The 16196-nt window shown below is 72.2% G+C and carries 16 protein-coding genes; 10 read left to right on the top strand and 6 right to left on the bottom strand.

What is annotated here, in order from left to right:
* Nucleotides 1–129: 129 nt before the first annotated feature.
* From OHS59_RS40040 to OHS59_RS40020, 5 genes are all read left to right on the top strand, one after another.
* A complete protein-coding gene (locus OHS59_RS40040; protein ID WP_328498222.1) occupies nucleotides 130–1125 on the top strand; it encodes a carbohydrate kinase family protein in 996 nt (331 codons plus the stop codon).
* Nucleotides 1125–2453: an alpha-glucosidase/alpha-galactosidase gene (locus OHS59_RS40035; protein ID WP_328498221.1), complete on the top strand. Its 1329-nt coding sequence runs from the start codon at nucleotides 1125–1127 to the stop codon at nucleotides 2451–2453. The genes OHS59_RS40040 and OHS59_RS40035 overlap by 1 nt, the downstream gene beginning before the upstream one ends.
* A 166-nt stretch (nucleotides 2454–2619) precedes the next feature.
* Nucleotides 2620–3612, top strand: coding sequence for a dihydroxyacetone kinase subunit DhaK (gene dhaK, locus OHS59_RS40030; RefSeq protein WP_328498220.1), 993 nt, complete (start codon nucleotides 2620–2622; stop codon nucleotides 3610–3612).
* Between the two features lie 65 nt (nucleotides 3613–3677).
* Nucleotides 3678–4277: a dihydroxyacetone kinase subunit DhaL gene (gene dhaL, locus OHS59_RS40025; protein WP_328498219.1), complete on the top strand. Its 600-nt coding sequence runs from the start codon at nucleotides 3678–3680 to the stop codon at nucleotides 4275–4277.
* A gap of 4 nt (nucleotides 4278–4281) precedes the next feature.
* Nucleotides 4282–4725, top strand: coding sequence for a PTS fructose transporter subunit IIA (locus OHS59_RS40020; RefSeq protein WP_443061674.1), 444 nt, complete (start codon nucleotides 4282–4284; stop codon nucleotides 4723–4725).
* Between the two features lie 56 nt (nucleotides 4726–4781).
* Here OHS59_RS40020 and OHS59_RS40015 read toward each other — a convergent pair whose 3' ends face one another.
* Nucleotides 4782–5558: a glycoside hydrolase family 75 protein gene (locus OHS59_RS40015; protein ID WP_328498217.1), complete on the bottom strand. Its 777-nt coding sequence runs from the start codon at nucleotides 5556–5558 to the stop codon at nucleotides 4782–4784.
* Between the two features lie 406 nt (nucleotides 5559–5964).
* Between OHS59_RS40015 and OHS59_RS40010 the strand changes: the two genes are divergently transcribed.
* Together OHS59_RS40010 and OHS59_RS40005 are read left to right on the top strand one after the other, a co-directional pair.
* Complete coding sequence (locus OHS59_RS40010) at nucleotides 5965–6972, top strand: fibronectin type III domain-containing protein (protein WP_328498216.1); 1008 nt, start codon at nucleotides 5965–5967, stop codon at nucleotides 6970–6972.
* 170 nt (nucleotides 6973–7142) lie between these two features.
* Nucleotides 7143–7691 (top strand): hypothetical protein, encoded by a 549-nt coding sequence (locus OHS59_RS40005; RefSeq protein WP_328498215.1) that lies wholly within the window; start codon nucleotides 7143–7145, stop codon nucleotides 7689–7691.
* A gap of 90 nt (nucleotides 7692–7781) precedes the next feature.
* On the opposite strand, the gene OHS59_RS40000 is transcribed toward OHS59_RS40005, so the two are convergent.
* From OHS59_RS40000 to OHS59_RS39990, 3 genes are all read right to left on the bottom strand, one after another.
* The gene (locus OHS59_RS40000) at nucleotides 7782–8336 is read right to left on the bottom strand and encodes a PadR family transcriptional regulator (RefSeq protein WP_328498214.1); all 555 of its coding nucleotides are present in this window, start codon (nucleotides 8334–8336) and stop codon (nucleotides 7782–7784) included.
* A 40-nt stretch (nucleotides 8337–8376) separates the two neighbouring features.
* Nucleotides 8377–10392 (bottom strand): NADPH-dependent 2,4-dienoyl-CoA reductase, encoded by a 2016-nt coding sequence (locus tag OHS59_RS39995; protein WP_328498213.1) that lies wholly within the window; start codon nucleotides 10390–10392, stop codon nucleotides 8377–8379.
* Between the two features lie 741 nt (nucleotides 10393–11133).
* Nucleotides 11134–11919, bottom strand: a complete 786-nt coding sequence (locus OHS59_RS39990; RefSeq protein WP_328498212.1) for a putative protein N(5)-glutamine methyltransferase — start codon at nucleotides 11917–11919, stop codon at nucleotides 11134–11136.
* 260 nt (nucleotides 11920–12179) lie between these two features.
* On the opposite strand from OHS59_RS39990, the gene OHS59_RS39985 reads away from it, so the two are divergent.
* Nucleotides 12180–12764, top strand: coding sequence for a MarR family winged helix-turn-helix transcriptional regulator (locus OHS59_RS39985; protein WP_443061578.1), 585 nt, complete (start codon nucleotides 12180–12182; stop codon nucleotides 12762–12764).
* Nucleotides 12765–12845: 81 nt separating this feature from the next.
* On the opposite strand, the gene OHS59_RS39980 is transcribed toward OHS59_RS39985, so the two are convergent.
* Nucleotides 12846–13571: a GNAT family N-acetyltransferase gene (locus tag OHS59_RS39980; protein WP_328498211.1), complete on the bottom strand. Its 726-nt coding sequence runs from the start codon at nucleotides 13569–13571 to the stop codon at nucleotides 12846–12848.
* Entirely contained in the window at nucleotides 13568–14488 is a 921-nt protein-coding gene (locus OHS59_RS39975; RefSeq protein ID WP_328499539.1) for a quinone oxidoreductase family protein, read from the bottom strand. The genes OHS59_RS39980 and OHS59_RS39975 overlap by 4 nt, the downstream gene beginning before the upstream one ends.
* A 304-nt stretch (nucleotides 14489–14792) precedes the next feature.
* On the opposite strand from OHS59_RS39975, the gene OHS59_RS39970 reads away from it, so the two are divergent.
* Both OHS59_RS39970 and OHS59_RS39965 read left to right on the top strand, forming a co-directional pair.
* Complete coding sequence (locus OHS59_RS39970) at nucleotides 14793–15398, top strand: sulfite oxidase-like oxidoreductase (protein WP_328498210.1); 606 nt, start codon at nucleotides 14793–14795, stop codon at nucleotides 15396–15398.
* A gap of 7 nt (nucleotides 15399–15405) precedes the next feature.
* Entirely contained in the window at nucleotides 15406–16185 is a 780-nt protein-coding gene (locus tag OHS59_RS39965) for a ferredoxin reductase (RefSeq protein ID WP_328498209.1), read from the top strand.
* Nucleotides 16186–16196: the final 11 nt, after the last annotated feature.

Raw genomic sequence — 16196 nt, 5'->3', positions numbered from 1 at the left:
CGGCTCAGCCCCGGCTCATGCCCGCTCGGCGTGCCGTCCGGCGGCCCACTGCGGCTGTGCCCTTCGGCGCCCGCATGTTCACGTACATCAGCACCCGGCTCCATCAACACCCGGCTCTCAGGAAGACGTATGCCGCGAACCTTCGACCTGCTGGTCATCGGGGATGCCAACCCCGATGTCGTCCTCGGTCCCCTCCACGCACCGCTCGCCTTCGGACAGCACGAGCAACTCGTCGGCTCCGGACTCCTCACCCTCGGTGGCTCGGCCGCCATCATGGCCTGTGGCGCGGCCCGGCTCGGTCTTGAGGTCGCGTTCGCCGGACGGATCGGTGACGACGAGGCGGGCCGCTTCGTACGGGCCGCGCTGGACGACCGCGGCGTGGACACCGGTGCCCTGCGCGTCGACAGGACCCTGGCCACTCCCCTGACCGTCGTCCTGACCCTGTCGGACGGCGACCGGGCGATCCTCACCTCACCCGGTACGTTGACCGCCACCGGGCCGGAGGACGTGCCGAGGGACCTGCTCGTCACCAGCCGGCACATCCACGCGGCTTCGTACTTCCTGCTGCCCGAACTCGCCGCCGCGCTGCCGGAGTTGTTCGGTACGGCCCGTGCCCGGGGGGCCACCACCTCCCTCGACACCAACGACGACCCCTCGGGCCGGTGGGCACCGGACGCCCTGCCGGCCACGCTCGCCGTCACCGACTTCCTGCTGCCCAACGCCCAGGAGGCCATCGCCCTGTCGGCCGCCATGCCGGCGTCCGCCGCCCTGTCGTCCACGGCCGGGACGACCGCGGAGTCCGTCGAGACGGCGGCCGCCGCCCTCGCGGCTCAGGGGCCGCACGTGATCGTCAAGAACGGTGCGGCCGGTGCCGTCGCCCACGACGGCTCCACCCTGCTGAGCACGGACGGCATCCCCGCCCAGCCGGTGGACACCGTCGGAGCCGGTGACAGTTTCGATGCCGGATTCGTCGCCGCGCACCTGCGCGGTCTGTCCACCGCCCATGCCCTCGCCCTCGCCGCGGCCTGCGGCGCGCTGTCCACCCGCGCCCACGGCGGCACCCCGTCCCAGCCCACCTGGGCCGAGGCCGTGGCCGCCCTCTCCCGTAACGGAAAGAACCTCTGATGACTCTCAGCACCCCGAAGATCGTGTTCATCGGCGCGGGCAGCGTCGTGTTCACCCAAGGCCTGCTGGCGGACCTGCTGGCCTTCCCCGAGCTGCGGGGCGCCCACATCGCACTGCACGACATCGACGCCGAACGCCTCGCCACCGCCGAGGGAGCGGCCCGGCAGATCGCGGACCGGCTCACCGGGACCGGCGCCGCCCGTCCGCGGGTGACCGCTCACCTGGAGCGGCGCGCGGCGCTCCAGGACGCCGACTTCGTCATCAACATAGTGCAGGTCGGCATGGGCGAGGCGACCCGGACCGACTTCGACGTCCCGCAGCGCCACGGCCTGCGGCAGACCATCGGCGACACCCTGGGGATCGGTGGCATCTTCCGCGCGCTGCGCACCTTCCCCGTACTCAAGTCCCTCGCCGCCGACATCACCGAGCTCTGCCCGGACGCGTGGCTGCTGAACTACACCAACCCCATGGCCATGAACGTCCAGTACCTGACCCGGGCCACCGGCCTGACCCGGGTGGTCGGACTGTGCCACTCGGTGTACTGGACCATCCACGACCTGGGCGAACTGCTCGGCGTACCGCACGAGGAGATCACCTACCGTGCCGCCGGCGTGAACCACCAGGCCTGGGTGCTGCGGCTGGAACACCAGGGCACCGACCTCTACCCGCTCCTGGACAAGCTGATCGAGCAGGATCCTCAGCTGCGGCGCCGGGTCCGCGTCGACATGTACAGGCGCCTCGGCTTCTACCCGACCGAGACGAGCGAGCACTCCTCCGAGTACGTCCCCTGGTACCTGCACCACGACAGCGAGATCGAAAGGCTGCGGCTGCCGATCGGTGCGTACCTCGGCATCGTCGACGAGAACGTCGCGGCGTACGAACACACCCGCCAGGCACTCGCCGCGGGTACGCCCCTGCCGGTCGAGGGCACCATGGAGTACGCCCCGCAGATCATCCACAGCATCGTGACCGGCACACCCCGCACCGTCTACGGCAACGTCCCCAACCACGGCCTGATCGACAACCTCCCCGCCACCGGCATCGTCGAAGTGCCCTGCCTGGTGGACTCCCTCGGCGTCCAGCCGACCAGGGTCGGGCCGCTGCCCGCCCAGCTGGCGGCGCTCAACCGCAACTATCTGAGCATGAACGAGCTCGTGGTCCGCGCCGCCATGGAGGACGACCCGCGGTCCATCCGCCAGGCGGCCATGGCGGATCCCGCCACCGCCGCCGCGCTGCCGGTCGAGCGCATCTGGGACCTGTGCGACGACATGGTACGAGCGCATGCGGAGCTCCTTCAGCCCTCCCTGCGCGCGACCCTCGGACACTGAGGCCACCTGTGGCGTATCGGGTGTCGCACGGAAGAGCACGAGTGGGCGGACGACCCGCGGACACCCGAGAGCGTGCGTACACGTGACCATCGCCGCCCCAAGGCCGATACTGCCGGGAGCAGGCCCTCGGGGAACGATCAGTCGCCAGTCTCACCAGGAGGTACCCATGAAGATGCTCATCAACGTCGCGGAGACCGTTGTCGCGGACGCGCTGCGGGGCATGGCAGCCGCGCACCCTGAGCTGACCGTGGATGTCGAGAACCGGGTGATCGTGCGGCGGGACGCGCCGGTGGCCGGGAAGGTGGGGCTCGTCTCGGGCGGCGGATCGGGGCACGAGCCGCTGCACGGCGGATTCGTGGGTCCCGGGATGCTGTCCGCCGCCTGTCCCGGCGAGGTGTTCACCAGCCCGGTGCCGGACCAGATGGTGCGGGCCGCGGCCGCCGTGGACAGCGGCGCCGGGGTGCTGTTCATCGTGAAGAACTACACCGGTGACGTGCTCAACTTCGACATGGCGGCGGAGCTGGCCGAGGACGAGGGCATCCAGATCGCGAAGGTGCTCGTCGACGACGACGTCGCGGTCACCGACAGCCTCTACACGGCCGGCCGCCGCGGCACCGGCGCGACACTGTTCGTGGAGAAGATCGTGGGCGCCGCCGCCGAGGAGGGCCGGCCGCTGGAGCGGGTCGAGGCGCTGGCCCGCCAGGTCAACGAGAACTCGCGCAGTTTCGGTGTCGCGCTCAGCGCCTGCTCCACGCCCGCCAAGGGCAGCCCCACCTTCGATCTGCCCGCAGGAGAACTGGAGCTGGGTGTCGGGATCCACGGTGAGCCCGGCCGGGAACGGCGGGCGATGATGACCTCGCGGGAGATCGCCGACTTCTCGGTGAACGCCATCCTGGAGGACATGCACCCGCGCAATCCCGTCCTGGTGCTGGTGAACGGCATGGGCGCCACCCCGCTGCTGGAGCTGTACGGCTTCAACGCGGAGGTGCAGCGGGTGCTGACCGACCGCGGGGTCCCGGTGGCCCGCACCCTCGTCGGGAACTACGTCACCTCGCTCGACATGGCCGGTGCCTCGGTGACCCTGTGCCAGGTCGACGAGGACCTGCTGCGGCTGTGGGACGCACCGGTGCGTACGGCGGGTCTGCGCTGGGGCATGTGAGGCGCCGCTCACCCCCGTACCTCCCGGCGCGACCGGGCAACACCCTCACCACGCAAGGAGATCCAGTGCTCGACGCCGACTTCTTCCGCCGTTGGATGACGGCGACCGCCGTGTCCGTGGAACACGAGGCGGAACGGCTCACCGCTCTCGACTCGCCGATCGGCGACGCCGATCACGGCAGCAATCTGCAGCGCGGTTTCCGCGCCGTGGCGACCGCGCTGGATAAGGAGGAGCCGGGCACCCCCGGTGCTGTCCTGATTCTCGCCGGACGCACCCTGATCTCGACCGTGGGCGGCGCCTCGGGCCCGTTGTACGGGACTCTGCTGCGGCGCACCGGCAAGGCGCTCGGTGACGCCGCCGAGGTGGACGAGCGGGAGTTCGCGGAGGCGCTGCGCACCGGCGTGGACGCGGTGTCGCAGCTCGGCGGGGCGGCGCCCGGCGACAAGACGATGATCGACGCGCTCGTGCCGGCGGTCGACGCGCTCGGCCGGTCCTTCGCCGCGGCACGGTCGGCCGCCGAGGAGGGAGCTCTCGCGACCACGCCGTTGCAGGCGCGCAAGGGCAGGGCGAGCTATCTGGGCGAGCGCAGTGTCGGACACCAGGATCCGGGGGCCACCTCCTCGGCGATCCTGATCGCGGCGCTCGCGGAGACGGCCGGTGAGTGACGTCGTGAAGGACGCCCCGAAGACACCGGCAGCAGGGGACGACGGCACGAAGCTCGTGGGCGTCGTGCTCGTGTCGCACAGCGCCGCGGTGGCCGCCTCGGTCGCCGAACTGGCGACGGGGCTCGCGGGCGGCGGCACGCTCGCCCCGGTGGCGGCGGCGGGCGGCGACGGGCACGGCGGCCTGGGCACCAGTTCCGAGCTGATCTCCGACGCGGCCGCCGCTGTGGACCGCGGCGCCGGTGTCGCCGTTCTCACGGACCTGGGCAGCGCGGTCCTCACCGTGAAGGCCCTGCTGGCCGAGGGCGACGAACTCCCCTCGGGGACCCGTCTGGTGGACGCGCCGTTCGTCGAGGGCGCGGTGGCGGCGGTCGTCACGGCGTCCGCCGGAGCGGACCTGGCGGCTGTGGAGGCGGCGGCAGCGGAGGCGTACACGTACCGGAAGGTGTGAGGCGGGCACGTACGTACGCGGAGGCCGGAGGTGTGACGCGGGCGGGCGCCCTCGGTTCAGCTCCGGGCGACGAGTTCGCGGGCGAGCCGCTCCCCCTGGGCGGCGGCCGCCCCCGGGTTCTCGATGGGCGAGGCGCCGGAGCCCTTGAACAGGATGTAGGTGACTCCGGACGCCGCTCCGCCGCCCCGCGGGTCGGGGCGGATGCCGAGGTTGCGGGCCAGGGCGTACGAGGCTTCGCCGATGATGTCGTCGGGGCCGATGTCGCCGACGACCGCGTACCGGACACGGTCGCCGTGGATGACCGCGGCGACCGTCCCGCGCCGGACGTCGTGCTCCCGATGGTTCCAGCGGTGGCTGGGCCCGGGCACGACCACGTACGGCAGCCGCTCGGCGCTCAGCTGGCGTCCGTCGGACTGCTGGAAGGCGGTGGTGTCGCAGAAGAGCGGATCGGTGCGTTCGTTGCAGTGCCGGCCCGGTCTGCCGTCGCAGTCGATGTCCAGGTCGGCCTTCCAGAAGACGGCTCCCTGCCTGTCGCAGACCTCGATGTCCGCGGGCTCGCCGTGATCGCTGCGGAAGCGGTCGCGTGAGACGGGGGCGCAGTCGCGCACGGCGGCCAGGAGTTCCGCGGCCCCGACGTTGCGCGGAGTCCGTGTCTCCCGTGCGTGCGGGATGCTCCCCGCGTGCGGGAGGCTGCCGGCACGCGGGAGGTTCCCCGCGCTCGGGCCGCCGTGTCCGGCACGCCCGTGCCCGGGAGGCGGGGCGGCGCCGGGGAGTGTGGTGGGGGCGATCAGAGCGACCCCGGCCGCGGCCAGCATCAGCGTCCGGACACGCACGATAAGAGACCCTCTCCTGAGCGGGTACTGACGAACACTCAGCCCAATCTGGTGGGGGTCCGCTCATGAGGCCACTGCTGGGGGGCCGTACGGTGCATGTCCCGTGAGGTGTCCGGGGCGTATCGGGCGAGGTGTCGGGTGACGTTCCGTCGGGGGCCGGGTGGCCGGATTCGTCGACGACTCCGGCCACCCGGCCACCCTCGTCGGCGCGGGTCAGCGACGACAGCGTTCCGCACCGTCGGCATGAACTTCCCTGCGACAGAGGTGAGTTCGACTGCCAAGAGGATCAGCATACGTAACGTCCGGCCGAAATCGCGAACGGCGGCCCTCTTGTTGCGGCCCCACCGAGGACGTCATATTGGTCCGGACCAATCTCGTCGAGGTGAGGCCGAGGGAGGACAGGACTGTGCGACGCCCACTCCTGCGAACCGCCGTGGTCTGGGGCGCGCTGCTCACGACGGTGTCCTGCGGCACGAACGGCCAGGGCACGGGCGAGGACGGCCGGCCACCCGCGGCCCCGGCCGGTGTCACCGCGGCGGCCGGCAGCGCGACCAGCGTGCACGTCATGTGGAACCGGGCCTCCGGAAAACCCGAGGTCACCCGTTACGAGGTGTATCGCGGCGCCACGAAGGTGAAGGAAGTACCCGGTTCCGAGTACATGGTCGACATCACCAGGCTCAAGCCGTCGACCCGGTACGCCTTCTCCGTCCGGGCGCGGGACGCCGACGGCAGGCTCGGACCGCCGAGCGAGCAGGTCCGGGCCACCACGCCCACCGCGGCAGCCGCCGACGGGCGGGCCCCGAGCCGCCCGGAGCGCCCCCGCGGGAAGGCGGTCGGGAGCCGGGCCGCGCAACTGTCCTGGGCCCGGTCCACGGACGACCTGGGCGTGGCCTCGTACGACGTCTATCAGGGCACGACGAAGATCCACAGTGTGGGCGGCGCGCAGACGGCGACCGTGGTCACCGGGCTGCGGCCGGGCACGCGCTACTCCTTCACGGTCCGGGCGCGCGACGCGGCGGACAACGTGTCGCCCGCGAGCGGGGCCGTCCGGATCACCACCCCGCCGGGGTCGGGCGACGGGAAGGGCGTGGACAGCGGCACGGGCATGGCGCCCACCGCGTTCCGCGCCACGACGCATCGCGAGGACGGGGCCCACTACCTCGACCTGTCCTGGACCCGGCCGGACGTGGACGGAGTGATCACGGAGTACCAGATCCAGCTCGACCGGAAGCCGGTCACCTCCCTCGTCTGGGGCGCGACGCCACCGCCCGGCAGGGCCACGTACAGCTTCTACGTGGGCCGGGAGGCCGGGCTCACCCAGCGGGTACGGATCCGGGCGAAGCTGCCGGACGGCACCTGGGGCGCCTTCTCGAAGGAACGCACGGTGACGACCGGGCGGACCGCGCAGCCGTAGGAACAGGACTGGGAACGGCCCGGGATCCGGGGATCGTTCACCTGTACGGTCCTGGCCCGCATGCGGAAACGGCGGCCGTCGCATTGGCTCGGTCCGAAGGCAGCACGGGCGCTCCCAACCTTCGGCGGCTCATGGGATGTACCGCCACCGTGCCGCTGGAGGGCAGTCCTATGCGTATCACTCAGACACTCGTCCGCTCCGGCCCGGCCGTGGCTGTCGCCGCGCTGCCGCTGGCCCTCGCCGCAGGTCTGCCCGGTGTGGCAGCCGCGGCCGCCACGGGGATCAACGTGACCACCAGTGGCGGAACGGTGCAGGTGACCACCAGCGCGTGCGTCACCAGGTCCAACGGATCCATGGGGAACGCCTCGCTGCTCTCCAGCGGTCAGGCGAACTTCGCGCAGGGGCGCCAGGTGACCCTGTCCGGGACCAGCGGCAGTCAGTCCGCCGCCTGGTCGAGCGTCACCTCCGGCACCTACACCGTCATCGTGGTCTGCGCCGACGGCTCCACCGCGGGCACCCAGTCCGTCACGGTCTCGCCGGTCTCGACACCCACGATCTCCGCGACGGCGTCACCCTCGCGCGGGGTGATGGGCGGCATGGGCAGCACGACGCAGGACTACGGCACCGTCACCTACGTCGCGGGCGGCGTCCTGGTGGCCGCCGGGGTCGGGGCCACCGTCTGGGTACTGCGCCGGCGGTCCAGGCCGAACCGGCTCTGAACACGGCGCTCCGGTCCCGGCCGGGACCGTCGGGATGCCGCCGGACCGGTCGGACCGGCCGGACCCCGGCCGTCCCTCCGACTGGACGGGTCAGGACGCCGGGTCCTCGGCCGGGAGCCGCTCGAACTCCTCCAGCGCGTGCGTGAGCCACCCCGTCCAGAAGGTCTCCAGGTCGATCCCGGCACGCAGGACCAGGTGCTGGAGCCGGTCCCCGGGAGCGTCCTTGCCGGGCGGGAAGTCGCGCTCCTGGATCTCCTCGTACTCCGCCAACTGCCGGCGGTGCAGACCGAGATGGCGGCGCAGATCCGCCTCGATGCCCTCGGTGCCGACCACCGCCGCCGCCCGCAGCCGCAGCAACAGCGTGTCGCGCAGGGGCTTGGGGTCCTGGGACGCGGCGGTCCAGCGGGCCAGTTCGGCGCGGCCCGCGGGCAGGACCTCGTACCGCTTCTTCTGCCCGCGGGTCGGCTGCTGCGGGGCGAGGGCCCTGATGGAGCCCTCGGCCTCCAGTTTTCCCAGCTCGCGATAGATCTGCTGATGCGTCGCCGACCAGAAGTAGCCGATCGACTTGTCGAAGCGACGGGTCAGCTCCAGCCCCGACGACGGCTTCTCAAGCAGGGCGGTGAGGATCGCGTGCGGGAGTGACATGGGGTCATCCTAGGGACGGGGCCGGGCCGGGTCCGGCGGCCTACAGCGCCGCCGCCAGCTCGGTGCCCTGCTTGATGGCCCGCTTGGCGTCCAGTTCGGCCGCCACGTCGGCGCCGCCGATGAGGTGCACGCTGCGGCCGGCGGCGAGCAGCGACTCGTACAGGTCGCGGCGCGGTTCCTGGCCCGTGCAGAGCACGATGGTGTCGACCGGCAGGACGGAGCTCTCTCCGTCGACGGTGACATGCAGCCCGGCGTCGTCGATGCGGTCGTACCGGACGCCGGGGACCATGGTGACTCCGCGGTGCTTGAGTTCGGCGCGGTGGATCCAGCCGGTGGTCCTGCCGAGGCCGGCGCCGACCTTGGACGCCTTGCGCTGCAGGAGGTGGACGCTGCGCGGCGGGGCCGGCCGCTCGGGCGCGCCGAGGCCACCGGGTGCCCGGTAGTCCATGTCGACGCCCCAGTGCCGAAAGTACGTCGCCGGGTCCTCGCTCGCCTTGTCGCCGCTGTCGGTCAGGTACTCGGCGACGTCGAAGCCGATGCCGCCCGCGCCGAGGATCGCGACCCGGTCGCCGACGGGGGCGCCGTCGCGCAGCACGTCGAGGTATCCGACGACGCTCGGGTGGTCCACGCCGGGGATCTCGGGGGTGCGCGGGCCGACACCCGTGGCGACGACGACCTCGTCGTACGGGTCGAGGTCCGCGTCACCGACCGGGGTGTTCAACCGGACGTCCACGCCGTGCAGTTCGAGCTGGGTGCGGAAGTAGCGGATGGTCTCGTCGAACTCCTGCTTGCCCGGGACCTTGCGGGCCACGTTGAGCTGGCCGCCGATCTCCGCCGCGGCGTCGTAGAGCGTGACGTCGTGGCCGCGCTCGGCGGCACTGACCGCGCAGGCGAGCCCGGCCGGGCCCGCGCCCACGACGGCGACGCGCTTACGGGTACGGGTCGGGGCGAGGACGAGTTCCGTCTCGTGGCAGGCCCTCGGGTTCACCAGGCAGGAGGTGATCCTGCCGCTGAACGTGTGGTCGAGGCAGGCCTGGTTGCAGCCGATGCAGGTGTTGATGGCCTCGGGCCGACCGGCCTTCGCCTTGCTCACGAAGTCGGGGTCGGCGAGCATCGGGCGGGCCAGCGACACCATGTCGGCGTGTCCCTCGGCGAGCAACTCCTCGGCCAGTTCAGGGGTGTTGATGCGGTTCGTCGTCACGAGCGGGATCGACACGGCGCCCATGACCTTCTTGGTGACCCAGGCGTACGCGCCTCGCGGCACCGAGGTGGCGATGGTGGGGATGCGGGCCTCGTGCCAGCCGATGCCGGTGTTGATGATGGTCGCCCCGGCGGCCTCGACGGCCCTGGCGAGGGTGATCACCTCGTCGAGGGAGGAGCCGCCCGGGACCAGGTCCAGCATCGAGAGGCGGTAGATGATGATGAAGTCCTCGCCGACCGCCTCGCGCACCCGGCGGACGATTTCGAGGGGGAACCGTGTGCGGTTCTCGTAGGAGCCGCCCCAGCGGTCGTCGCGCTTGTTGGTCTGCGCGGCGACGAACTCGTTGATGAGATAGCCCTCGGAGCCCATGATCTCGACGCCGTCGTAGCCGGCGTGCCTGGCGAGGCGGGCGGCGCGGGCGTAGTCGTCGATGGTCCGCTCGACCTCGTCGTCCGTCAGGGCGCGGGGCTGGTGGGGGCTGATGGGCGCCTGCAGTGCGCTGGGCGCGACCAGGTCGGGGTGGTAGGCGTACCGGCCGAAGTGGAGGATCTGCATCGCGATCTTCCCGCCCTCGCGGTGGACCGCTGCGGTGATTTCGGCGTGCTGTTCGGCTTCCGCCTCGGTGGTGAGTTTGGCGCCGCCGTCGTAGGGGCGGCCCGCCTCGTTGGGGGCGATGCCGCCGGTGACGATGAGGCCGACGCCGCCACGGGCCCTGGTCGCGTAGAACTCCGCCATGCGCTCGAAGCCGTTGTCCGCCTCTTCCAGGCCTACGTGCATGGAGCCCATGAGTACGCGGTTCGGCAGGGTGGTGAACCCCAGGTCCAGGGGGTTCAGCAGGTGGGGGTAACGGGTCATCGGGCCCTCCGGGTGCGGTGTCGTCCTCATGGTTGTAGACGACGGGCGACCTTTTATGCAACTAGTTGCAAAAGGCCGGGGGTCCATTGTGACGAGAACCTCGCGGGGGCCCTGCGGGTGCGGGTCGCTGTGGCTTGTTGCGCCGTTCCCCGCGCCCCCTGGGGGGTGGGTGGCTCGGGAACGTCCGAACGTGCGAGTCCGTCGTGGCTGGTCGCGCAGTTCCTCGCGCCCCTTAGGGGGTGGGGGCTCAGGAACGTTCGGGAGTGCGGGTCCGTTGTGGGTGAGTGCGCCGTTCCCCGCGCCCCTTAGGGAGTGAGGGCTCAGGAACGTTCGGGAGTGCGGGTCCGTCGTGGCTGAGCGCGCCGTTCCCCGCGCCCCTTAGGGAGTGAGGGCTCAGGAACGTTCTGCAGTGCGGGTCCGTCGTGGGTGAGTGCGCCGTTCCCCGCGCCCCTTAGGGAGTGAGGGCTCAGGAACGTTCTGCAGTGCGGGTCCGTCGTGGCTGAGCGCGCCGTTCCCCGCGCCCCTTGGGGCGGCCTCGACGACCGGGGCCCAGGGGACGCGAACTCTGCCTTTCGGGGTGCGAGCGCGCGGGTGCCTCTCCTGGGGGCCCGGGGACGTCTTTCAGGGGCGCGGGGAACGGCGCGCTCAGCCACGGCCGACCCGCACCCACAACCCCACCTCACCTCCCACTCCCTAAGGGGCGCGAGGAACTGCGCGACCAGCCACGACGGGCCCGCGCCCTCAGCCAGCCCCCACCCCCGGCCACATGCCAATGATCACGTTTGCGTGGAGTTCCTCCGACACCTCCACCCGAGGTATCAGCCCCGCAGCGGCGAACACCCCCACAGCCCGCCCCACCTGCCGCTCACTCGTCTCGACGAGCAGGCTCCCGCCGGGAGCGAGCCATCCCGGCGCCCCCGCGGCGACCCGCCGCAGAACGTCGAGCCCGTCCCCTCCCCCGTCGAGCGCGACGAGCGGTTCGTGATCGCGGGCCTCCGGCGGCAGGAACCCCACCTCCCCCGTGGGCACGTACGGCACGTTGGCGGCCAGCACCCCGACCCGCCCGCGCAGCCCCCGCGGCAACGGCCCGAAGAGATCACCCTCGTAGACCCGGCCGCGCTCACCGACATTGCGGCGAGCACAGCGCACGGCGACCGGGTCGATGTCGGCGGCATGCAGTTCCGCCCCGGGAAGGGCCGCCACGAGCGCGGCCCCCACCGCGCCCGAGCCGCAGCACAGGTCCACGACGACCGGAGCCTCCGGGGCGAGCTCGACAGCCTGCCGGACCAGGAATTCGGTGCGTCTGCGAGGTACGAAGACGCCAGGTTCCACGGCGATCCGCAGACCGCTGAACTCGGCCCAGCCCAGGACGTGTTCGAGCGGCTGACCCGCGCTGCGGCGGTCCACCATGGCGGTGAGTTCGACCGGGGTACGGGCGGTGGTGAGGATCAGCCGCGCCTCGTCCTCGGCGAAGACGCAGCCCGCGGACCTGAGCGCGGTGACGACATGGACGTAAGAAGGTGGCATGGAGGCCAGGAGCCTTTCGGGAAGCCGAAGGGCGCTCTCCAGGCCGGCGGGACCTAGGTGACCTGATGCCGGCGAGGCCATGAGGCGGGAGCACCCGAGCTGACACAGCGGTAAATGGGGCTCACCTCCTCGGTCCGTCACGGCTGGGGCGGTCCTCAGCCGGACGGCAACATTACACGTCCGAGGCCCCCGGTCGCGGTGCGAACCCCGAACTCCCGCCACCACACGCCGACACGGCTTCTGGTTGCCCTGTACAACTAATGGTTGTAGCATGCAACCATCAGAGGAAGGGCAGCCCAGTGAACGCAGTCGCGACCGCAGCCGACGTCGCCATCGAGACGATCCACCACGAGATGACGGCCTTCGCCCGTCGCGCTCGGGCCTCGGCCGGCCGGCTGCACCCGGAGCTGTCCCTGGTCTCGTACACGCTTCTCGGTCATCTGGAGGAGAGCGGCGGCTGCCGCGCCACCGATCTCGCCGCGCACTACGCCCTCGACAAGTCCACGGTGAGCCGGCAGGTGTCGGCCCTCGAAGGCGCCGGGCTGATCGAGCGGCGCTCCGATCCGCAGGACCAGCGCGTCCAGGTGCTGCACCTCACGGCGGCCGGGACGGAGATCCTCGCCCAGGTGACCGCGAGCCGTCGGGTGGCCTTCCGCGAGCGGCTGGCGGGCTGGCCCGAGGAGGACCTGCGACGGTTCGCGGGGTATCTGCTGCGATACAACGCGGCGGGCCCCGGGCCGGGCGTGACGGCGACCTCGGACGGCTCCCGCGACTCCGACCACTCCGGCGACTCGGACGACTCGGACGACATCGACGGCTCGTACGACTTGTCCGCGGGCGGCTGAGAAGAGGCGGGAGCGCGGGCGTCGGAGCCGGCGGACCGGGACCCGAGCCCGCCGCCACGCGTCGCCCGCACCACCGACCCGTCAGCCCACCGCCACCGTCCGCCCGTCCTGTGACCGCTCCGGCACCCGCGCCGCCAGGAACCTCGTCCTGCGGCGGAGCCGGAAGCCCAGGGACTCGTAGAGCCGGACGGCGGTGGCGTTGTCCGCCGCGGTGTGCAGGAACGGGGTCTCGCCCCGGGCGCGTATGCCGTGCGCCACCGCCAGCGTCAGCCGGGTGGCCAGGCCCTCGCCGCGGACGGCCGCATCGGTGCAGACCGCGCTGATCTCCGTCCAGCCGGGCGGGTGCAGCCGCTCCCCCGCCATGGCGACCAGGGCCCCGCCCCGGCGTATCCCGAGGTAGGTGCCGAGTTCGACGGTGCGCGGCAGGAACGGGCCCGGTCTGGTCCGCGCCACGAGGTCCAGCATCTCCGGTACGTCGGCCGGGCCCAGCCGAACCGCCTCCGGGTCCGGCGCGGCGGCCAGGCCGTCGTCCACGAACTGCACGCCCTCCCCGCGGAACGTGATCTCCCAGCCCTCCGGTATCTCACCTCCGAAGCCGGGCAGCGCGATCTCCTTGCCCGGTCCGGCGAGCGCCGCGACGTCGGCCCAGTCGTCGGCGTCGGGGTCGTCGGGCAGGGCCAGCCAGGGCGACACGTCGGCGGGGTAGCGCAGCACACGGCCGCGGCGTTCGGCGAAGTGGGCGTGCGGACCGGTCAGCGAGGCCCGCGCGGGGTTGTCCAGGACGTGGGCGTGGGGCGTGGCGCTCATTCCGCGACCTCGATCACGACCTTGCCGCGGGCATGGCCCTCCTCGACGGCACGCAGCGCCTCGGCGGCCTGTTCGAGGGGGAAGGTCCGCGTCACCAGGGGGTCCAGCCTGCCGTCGACGACGAGCCGGGCCACCTCGTCGAGGACCGCGGCGGTACGGGCCCGTACGACGGGTGAGCCGCCGAGGCCCTCCACGATGTCCTTGCCGCCCGCGGTGATCAGTTTGGCGCGGTCCTTCACCAGCTCGGCCGCGGCCTCCAGCACCTCGCCGCCGACCAGGTCGTACACGGCGTCCACTCCCTCCGGCGCCAGGGCCCGGACGGCCTCGGCGAAGTCCGGTCCTGACGGCACGTGCGCGGCGCCGAGCGACTCGACCAGGTCCTTCTTGCCTGCGCTCGCGACCCCGATGACGTTCAGTCCGTCGGCGTGCGCGATCTGCGCGACCGCGACGCCGACCCCGCCGCCCGCGCCCGTGACCAGCAGGGTCGCGCCCGCCGGCAGGGCCAGCTGACGCACTCCGTCGTAGGCGGTGGCCGCCGCGACGGGCAGGGTGGCCGCGTCGGTGAAGGAGATCCCGGCGGGCTTGTGCGCGGTCACGGCCACGGGGAACAGCGCGTACTGGGCGTAGCCGCCCGCGACGGGGTTGCCGAAGACCTCGTCGCCCACCTCGAATCCCGTGACTCCCTCGCCGAGCTCCTCGACGACACCGGCGGCCTCGTTGCCGAGGACGGCGGGCAGCTCACGCCGCTGCTGACCTGGCCGCTGGTAGCCGGTGCGCTGCTTCCAGTCGACGGGGTTGACGCCCGCCGCCCGGACCGCGACCAGCAACTGACCGGGCCCGGGAGCCGGCCGGTCCTGCTCGACGAGGGCCTCGGTCTCCGGACCGCCGTACTGGGTGAAGACGTACGCCTTGGGCATCTGCTCCGTCACTCTCCTTCACGCCGATGAGGGCACTGCCGATCTGGGCCCCGCCGATGCGGCCGCCGTCGGTTCACCACCGTCGGCTCACCGCCACGGCTCACCACGATCGGCCGAGCCATCGGCGGGGCACTATCGGCAAGGAAGATCGCGGGTGCGGCTATTCCCGGGACCGTCCCGACCCGGCGAGTGTTCATACGGCGGCAATGATCCCCGGTCGGCTCCCACCGGCGGGCCCGGTACCGTGGAGGACGTACGCAACGATCAAGGGCCGCCGTCAGGCCGGCCTGGAGGCACCACTCGCATGAACGTCACCCGAGGCTTCGCCGGGCGTCCGCGCGTCCGCAACGACGGACTGCCGCCCGGCCAGTACGACGCCCGCGACGACTGGCCCGTCCTGTCCGCGGAGGTCACGCCGGACCTGGCGCCCGCGCAGTGGACGTTCACAGTCGACGGGCTGGTCGCCGAGGAGCGCACCTGGACCTGGGACGAGGCGCACGCGCTGCCGCCGTCCGCGTACGAGGGCGACATCCACTGCGTGACGAGCTGGTCGAAGTTCGGGGTGCGGTTCGCGGGAGTGTCGCTCGACGCGTTCCTCGATCTCGCCCGTCCGACCGCCGAGGCCACCCACGCGGTCGCCTACTCGCACACCGGCTACACCACGAACCTGCCGCTCGCGGATCTGACCGGCGGGCGGGCCTGGATCGTCTGGGAGTACGGGGACAGGCCACTGCCCGCCGAACACGGTGGTCCGGCACGGCTGATCGTGCCGCGCCTGTACTTCTGGAAGAGCGCCAAGTGGATCGCGGGCATCCGTCTCCTCGACCACGACGAGCCGGGTTTCTGGGAGCAGAACGGCTACCACCACCGCGGCAACCCCTGGGAAGAGCAGCGCTACTCCGGTGACTGAGACCTCCATGCCCCCGACCACGTCCTCGGCGACGGCCTCGACGACGGCTCCCGCGACCCGGTTCGCCGTGCCCGGCCGGATCGCCGTGAGCAACCGCGCCGCGGCCACCTGGCAGTGCGCCACCCTCACCGAGATCCGCCGGGAGACCCCGCACGCGGCCACCTTCCGGTTCGCCGTGCCCGAGTGGACGGGCCACCTGCCGGGCCAGCACCTGATGCTCCGGCTGCGGGCCGAGGACGGCTATGTCGCCCAGCGGCACTACTCGATCGCCTCGCCCCCCGACGACGACGGACACGTCGAACTCACCCTCGACCACATCGACGGCGGTGAGGTGTCCGGCTGGTTCCACACGGTCGCGAAGCCCGGTGACGAGGTCGAGCTGCGCGGACCGCTCAGCGGTTTCTTCGCCTGGCCGGGCGACCGGCCCGCCCTGCTGATCGGCGCGGGCTCCGGCGTCGTACCGCTGATGTCGATGGTCCGCCACCACCGTGCGCGGAACCTGACGGTGCCCCTGCGGCTGCTCGTGTCGGCCCGCGGTCCCGAGGAGCTGATCTACGCGTCGGAGTACGGCGCCGAGACCACCGCGGTGTTCACGCGCAGCGCCCCGGAGGGTGTGGCCGTGGGCCGTGTGGCGGCCGCACATGTGGCGCGGCTCCTGGCCGACGGGCCCGAGGGTGGGTGGGAGGCCTATGTGTGCGGCTCGAACGGGTTCGCCGAGCATGCCTCGCGGCTGCTGGTGGACGCGGGCCAGCCGGTGGACCGTATCCGGATCGAACGCTTCGGCTGATCGCACCGACC

This window comes from Streptomyces sp. NBC_00414 (assembly GCF_036038375.1).
Lineage (GTDB): Bacteria > Actinomycetota > Actinomycetes > Streptomycetales > Streptomycetaceae > Streptomyces.
The sequence above is the reverse complement of the archived record's forward strand: the minus strand, read 5'-3'. Positions and strand labels throughout refer to the sequence as shown.

Excerpts from the sequence above, each read along its gene's own strand:
- OHS59_RS39990 (WP_328498212.1), bottom strand. The coding sequence starts at position 11,919 with ATGCCACCTTCTTACGTCCATGTCGTCACCGCGCTCAGGTCCGCGGGC.
- OHS59_RS40000 (WP_328498214.1), bottom strand. The coding sequence starts at position 8,336 with ATGTCACTCCCGCACGCGATCCTCACCGCCCTGCTTGAGAAGCCGTCG.
- OHS59_RS40040 (WP_328498222.1), top strand. The coding sequence starts at position 130 with ATGCCGCGAACCTTCGACCTGCTGGTCATCGGGGATGCCAACCCCGAT.
- OHS59_RS39965 (WP_328498209.1), top strand. The coding sequence starts at position 15,406 with ATGCCCCCGACCACGTCCTCGGCGACGGCCTCGACGACGGCTCCCGCG.
- OHS59_RS40005 (WP_328498215.1), top strand. The coding sequence starts at position 7,143 with ATGCGTATCACTCAGACACTCGTCCGCTCCGGCCCGGCCGTGGCTGTC.
- dhaK (WP_328498220.1), top strand. The coding sequence starts at position 2,620 with ATGAAGATGCTCATCAACGTCGCGGAGACCGTTGTCGCGGACGCGCTG.
- OHS59_RS39980 (WP_328498211.1), bottom strand. The coding sequence starts at position 13,571 with ATGAGCGCCACGCCCCACGCCCACGTCCTGGACAACCCCGCGCGGGCC.
- OHS59_RS39985 (WP_443061578.1), top strand. The coding sequence starts at position 12,180 with ATGGTTGTAGCATGCAACCATCAGAGGAAGGGCAGCCCAGTGAACGCA.
- OHS59_RS39975 (WP_328499539.1), bottom strand. The coding sequence starts at position 14,488 with ATGCCCAAGGCGTACGTCTTCACCCAGTACGGCGGTCCGGAGACCGAG.
- OHS59_RS39970 (WP_328498210.1), top strand. The coding sequence starts at position 14,793 with ATGAACGTCACCCGAGGCTTCGCCGGGCGTCCGCGCGTCCGCAACGAC.
- OHS59_RS40035 (WP_328498221.1), top strand. The coding sequence starts at position 1,125 with ATGACTCTCAGCACCCCGAAGATCGTGTTCATCGGCGCGGGCAGCGTC.
- OHS59_RS39995 (WP_328498213.1), bottom strand. The coding sequence starts at position 10,392 with ATGACCCGTTACCCCCACCTGCTGAACCCCCTGGACCTGGGGTTCACC.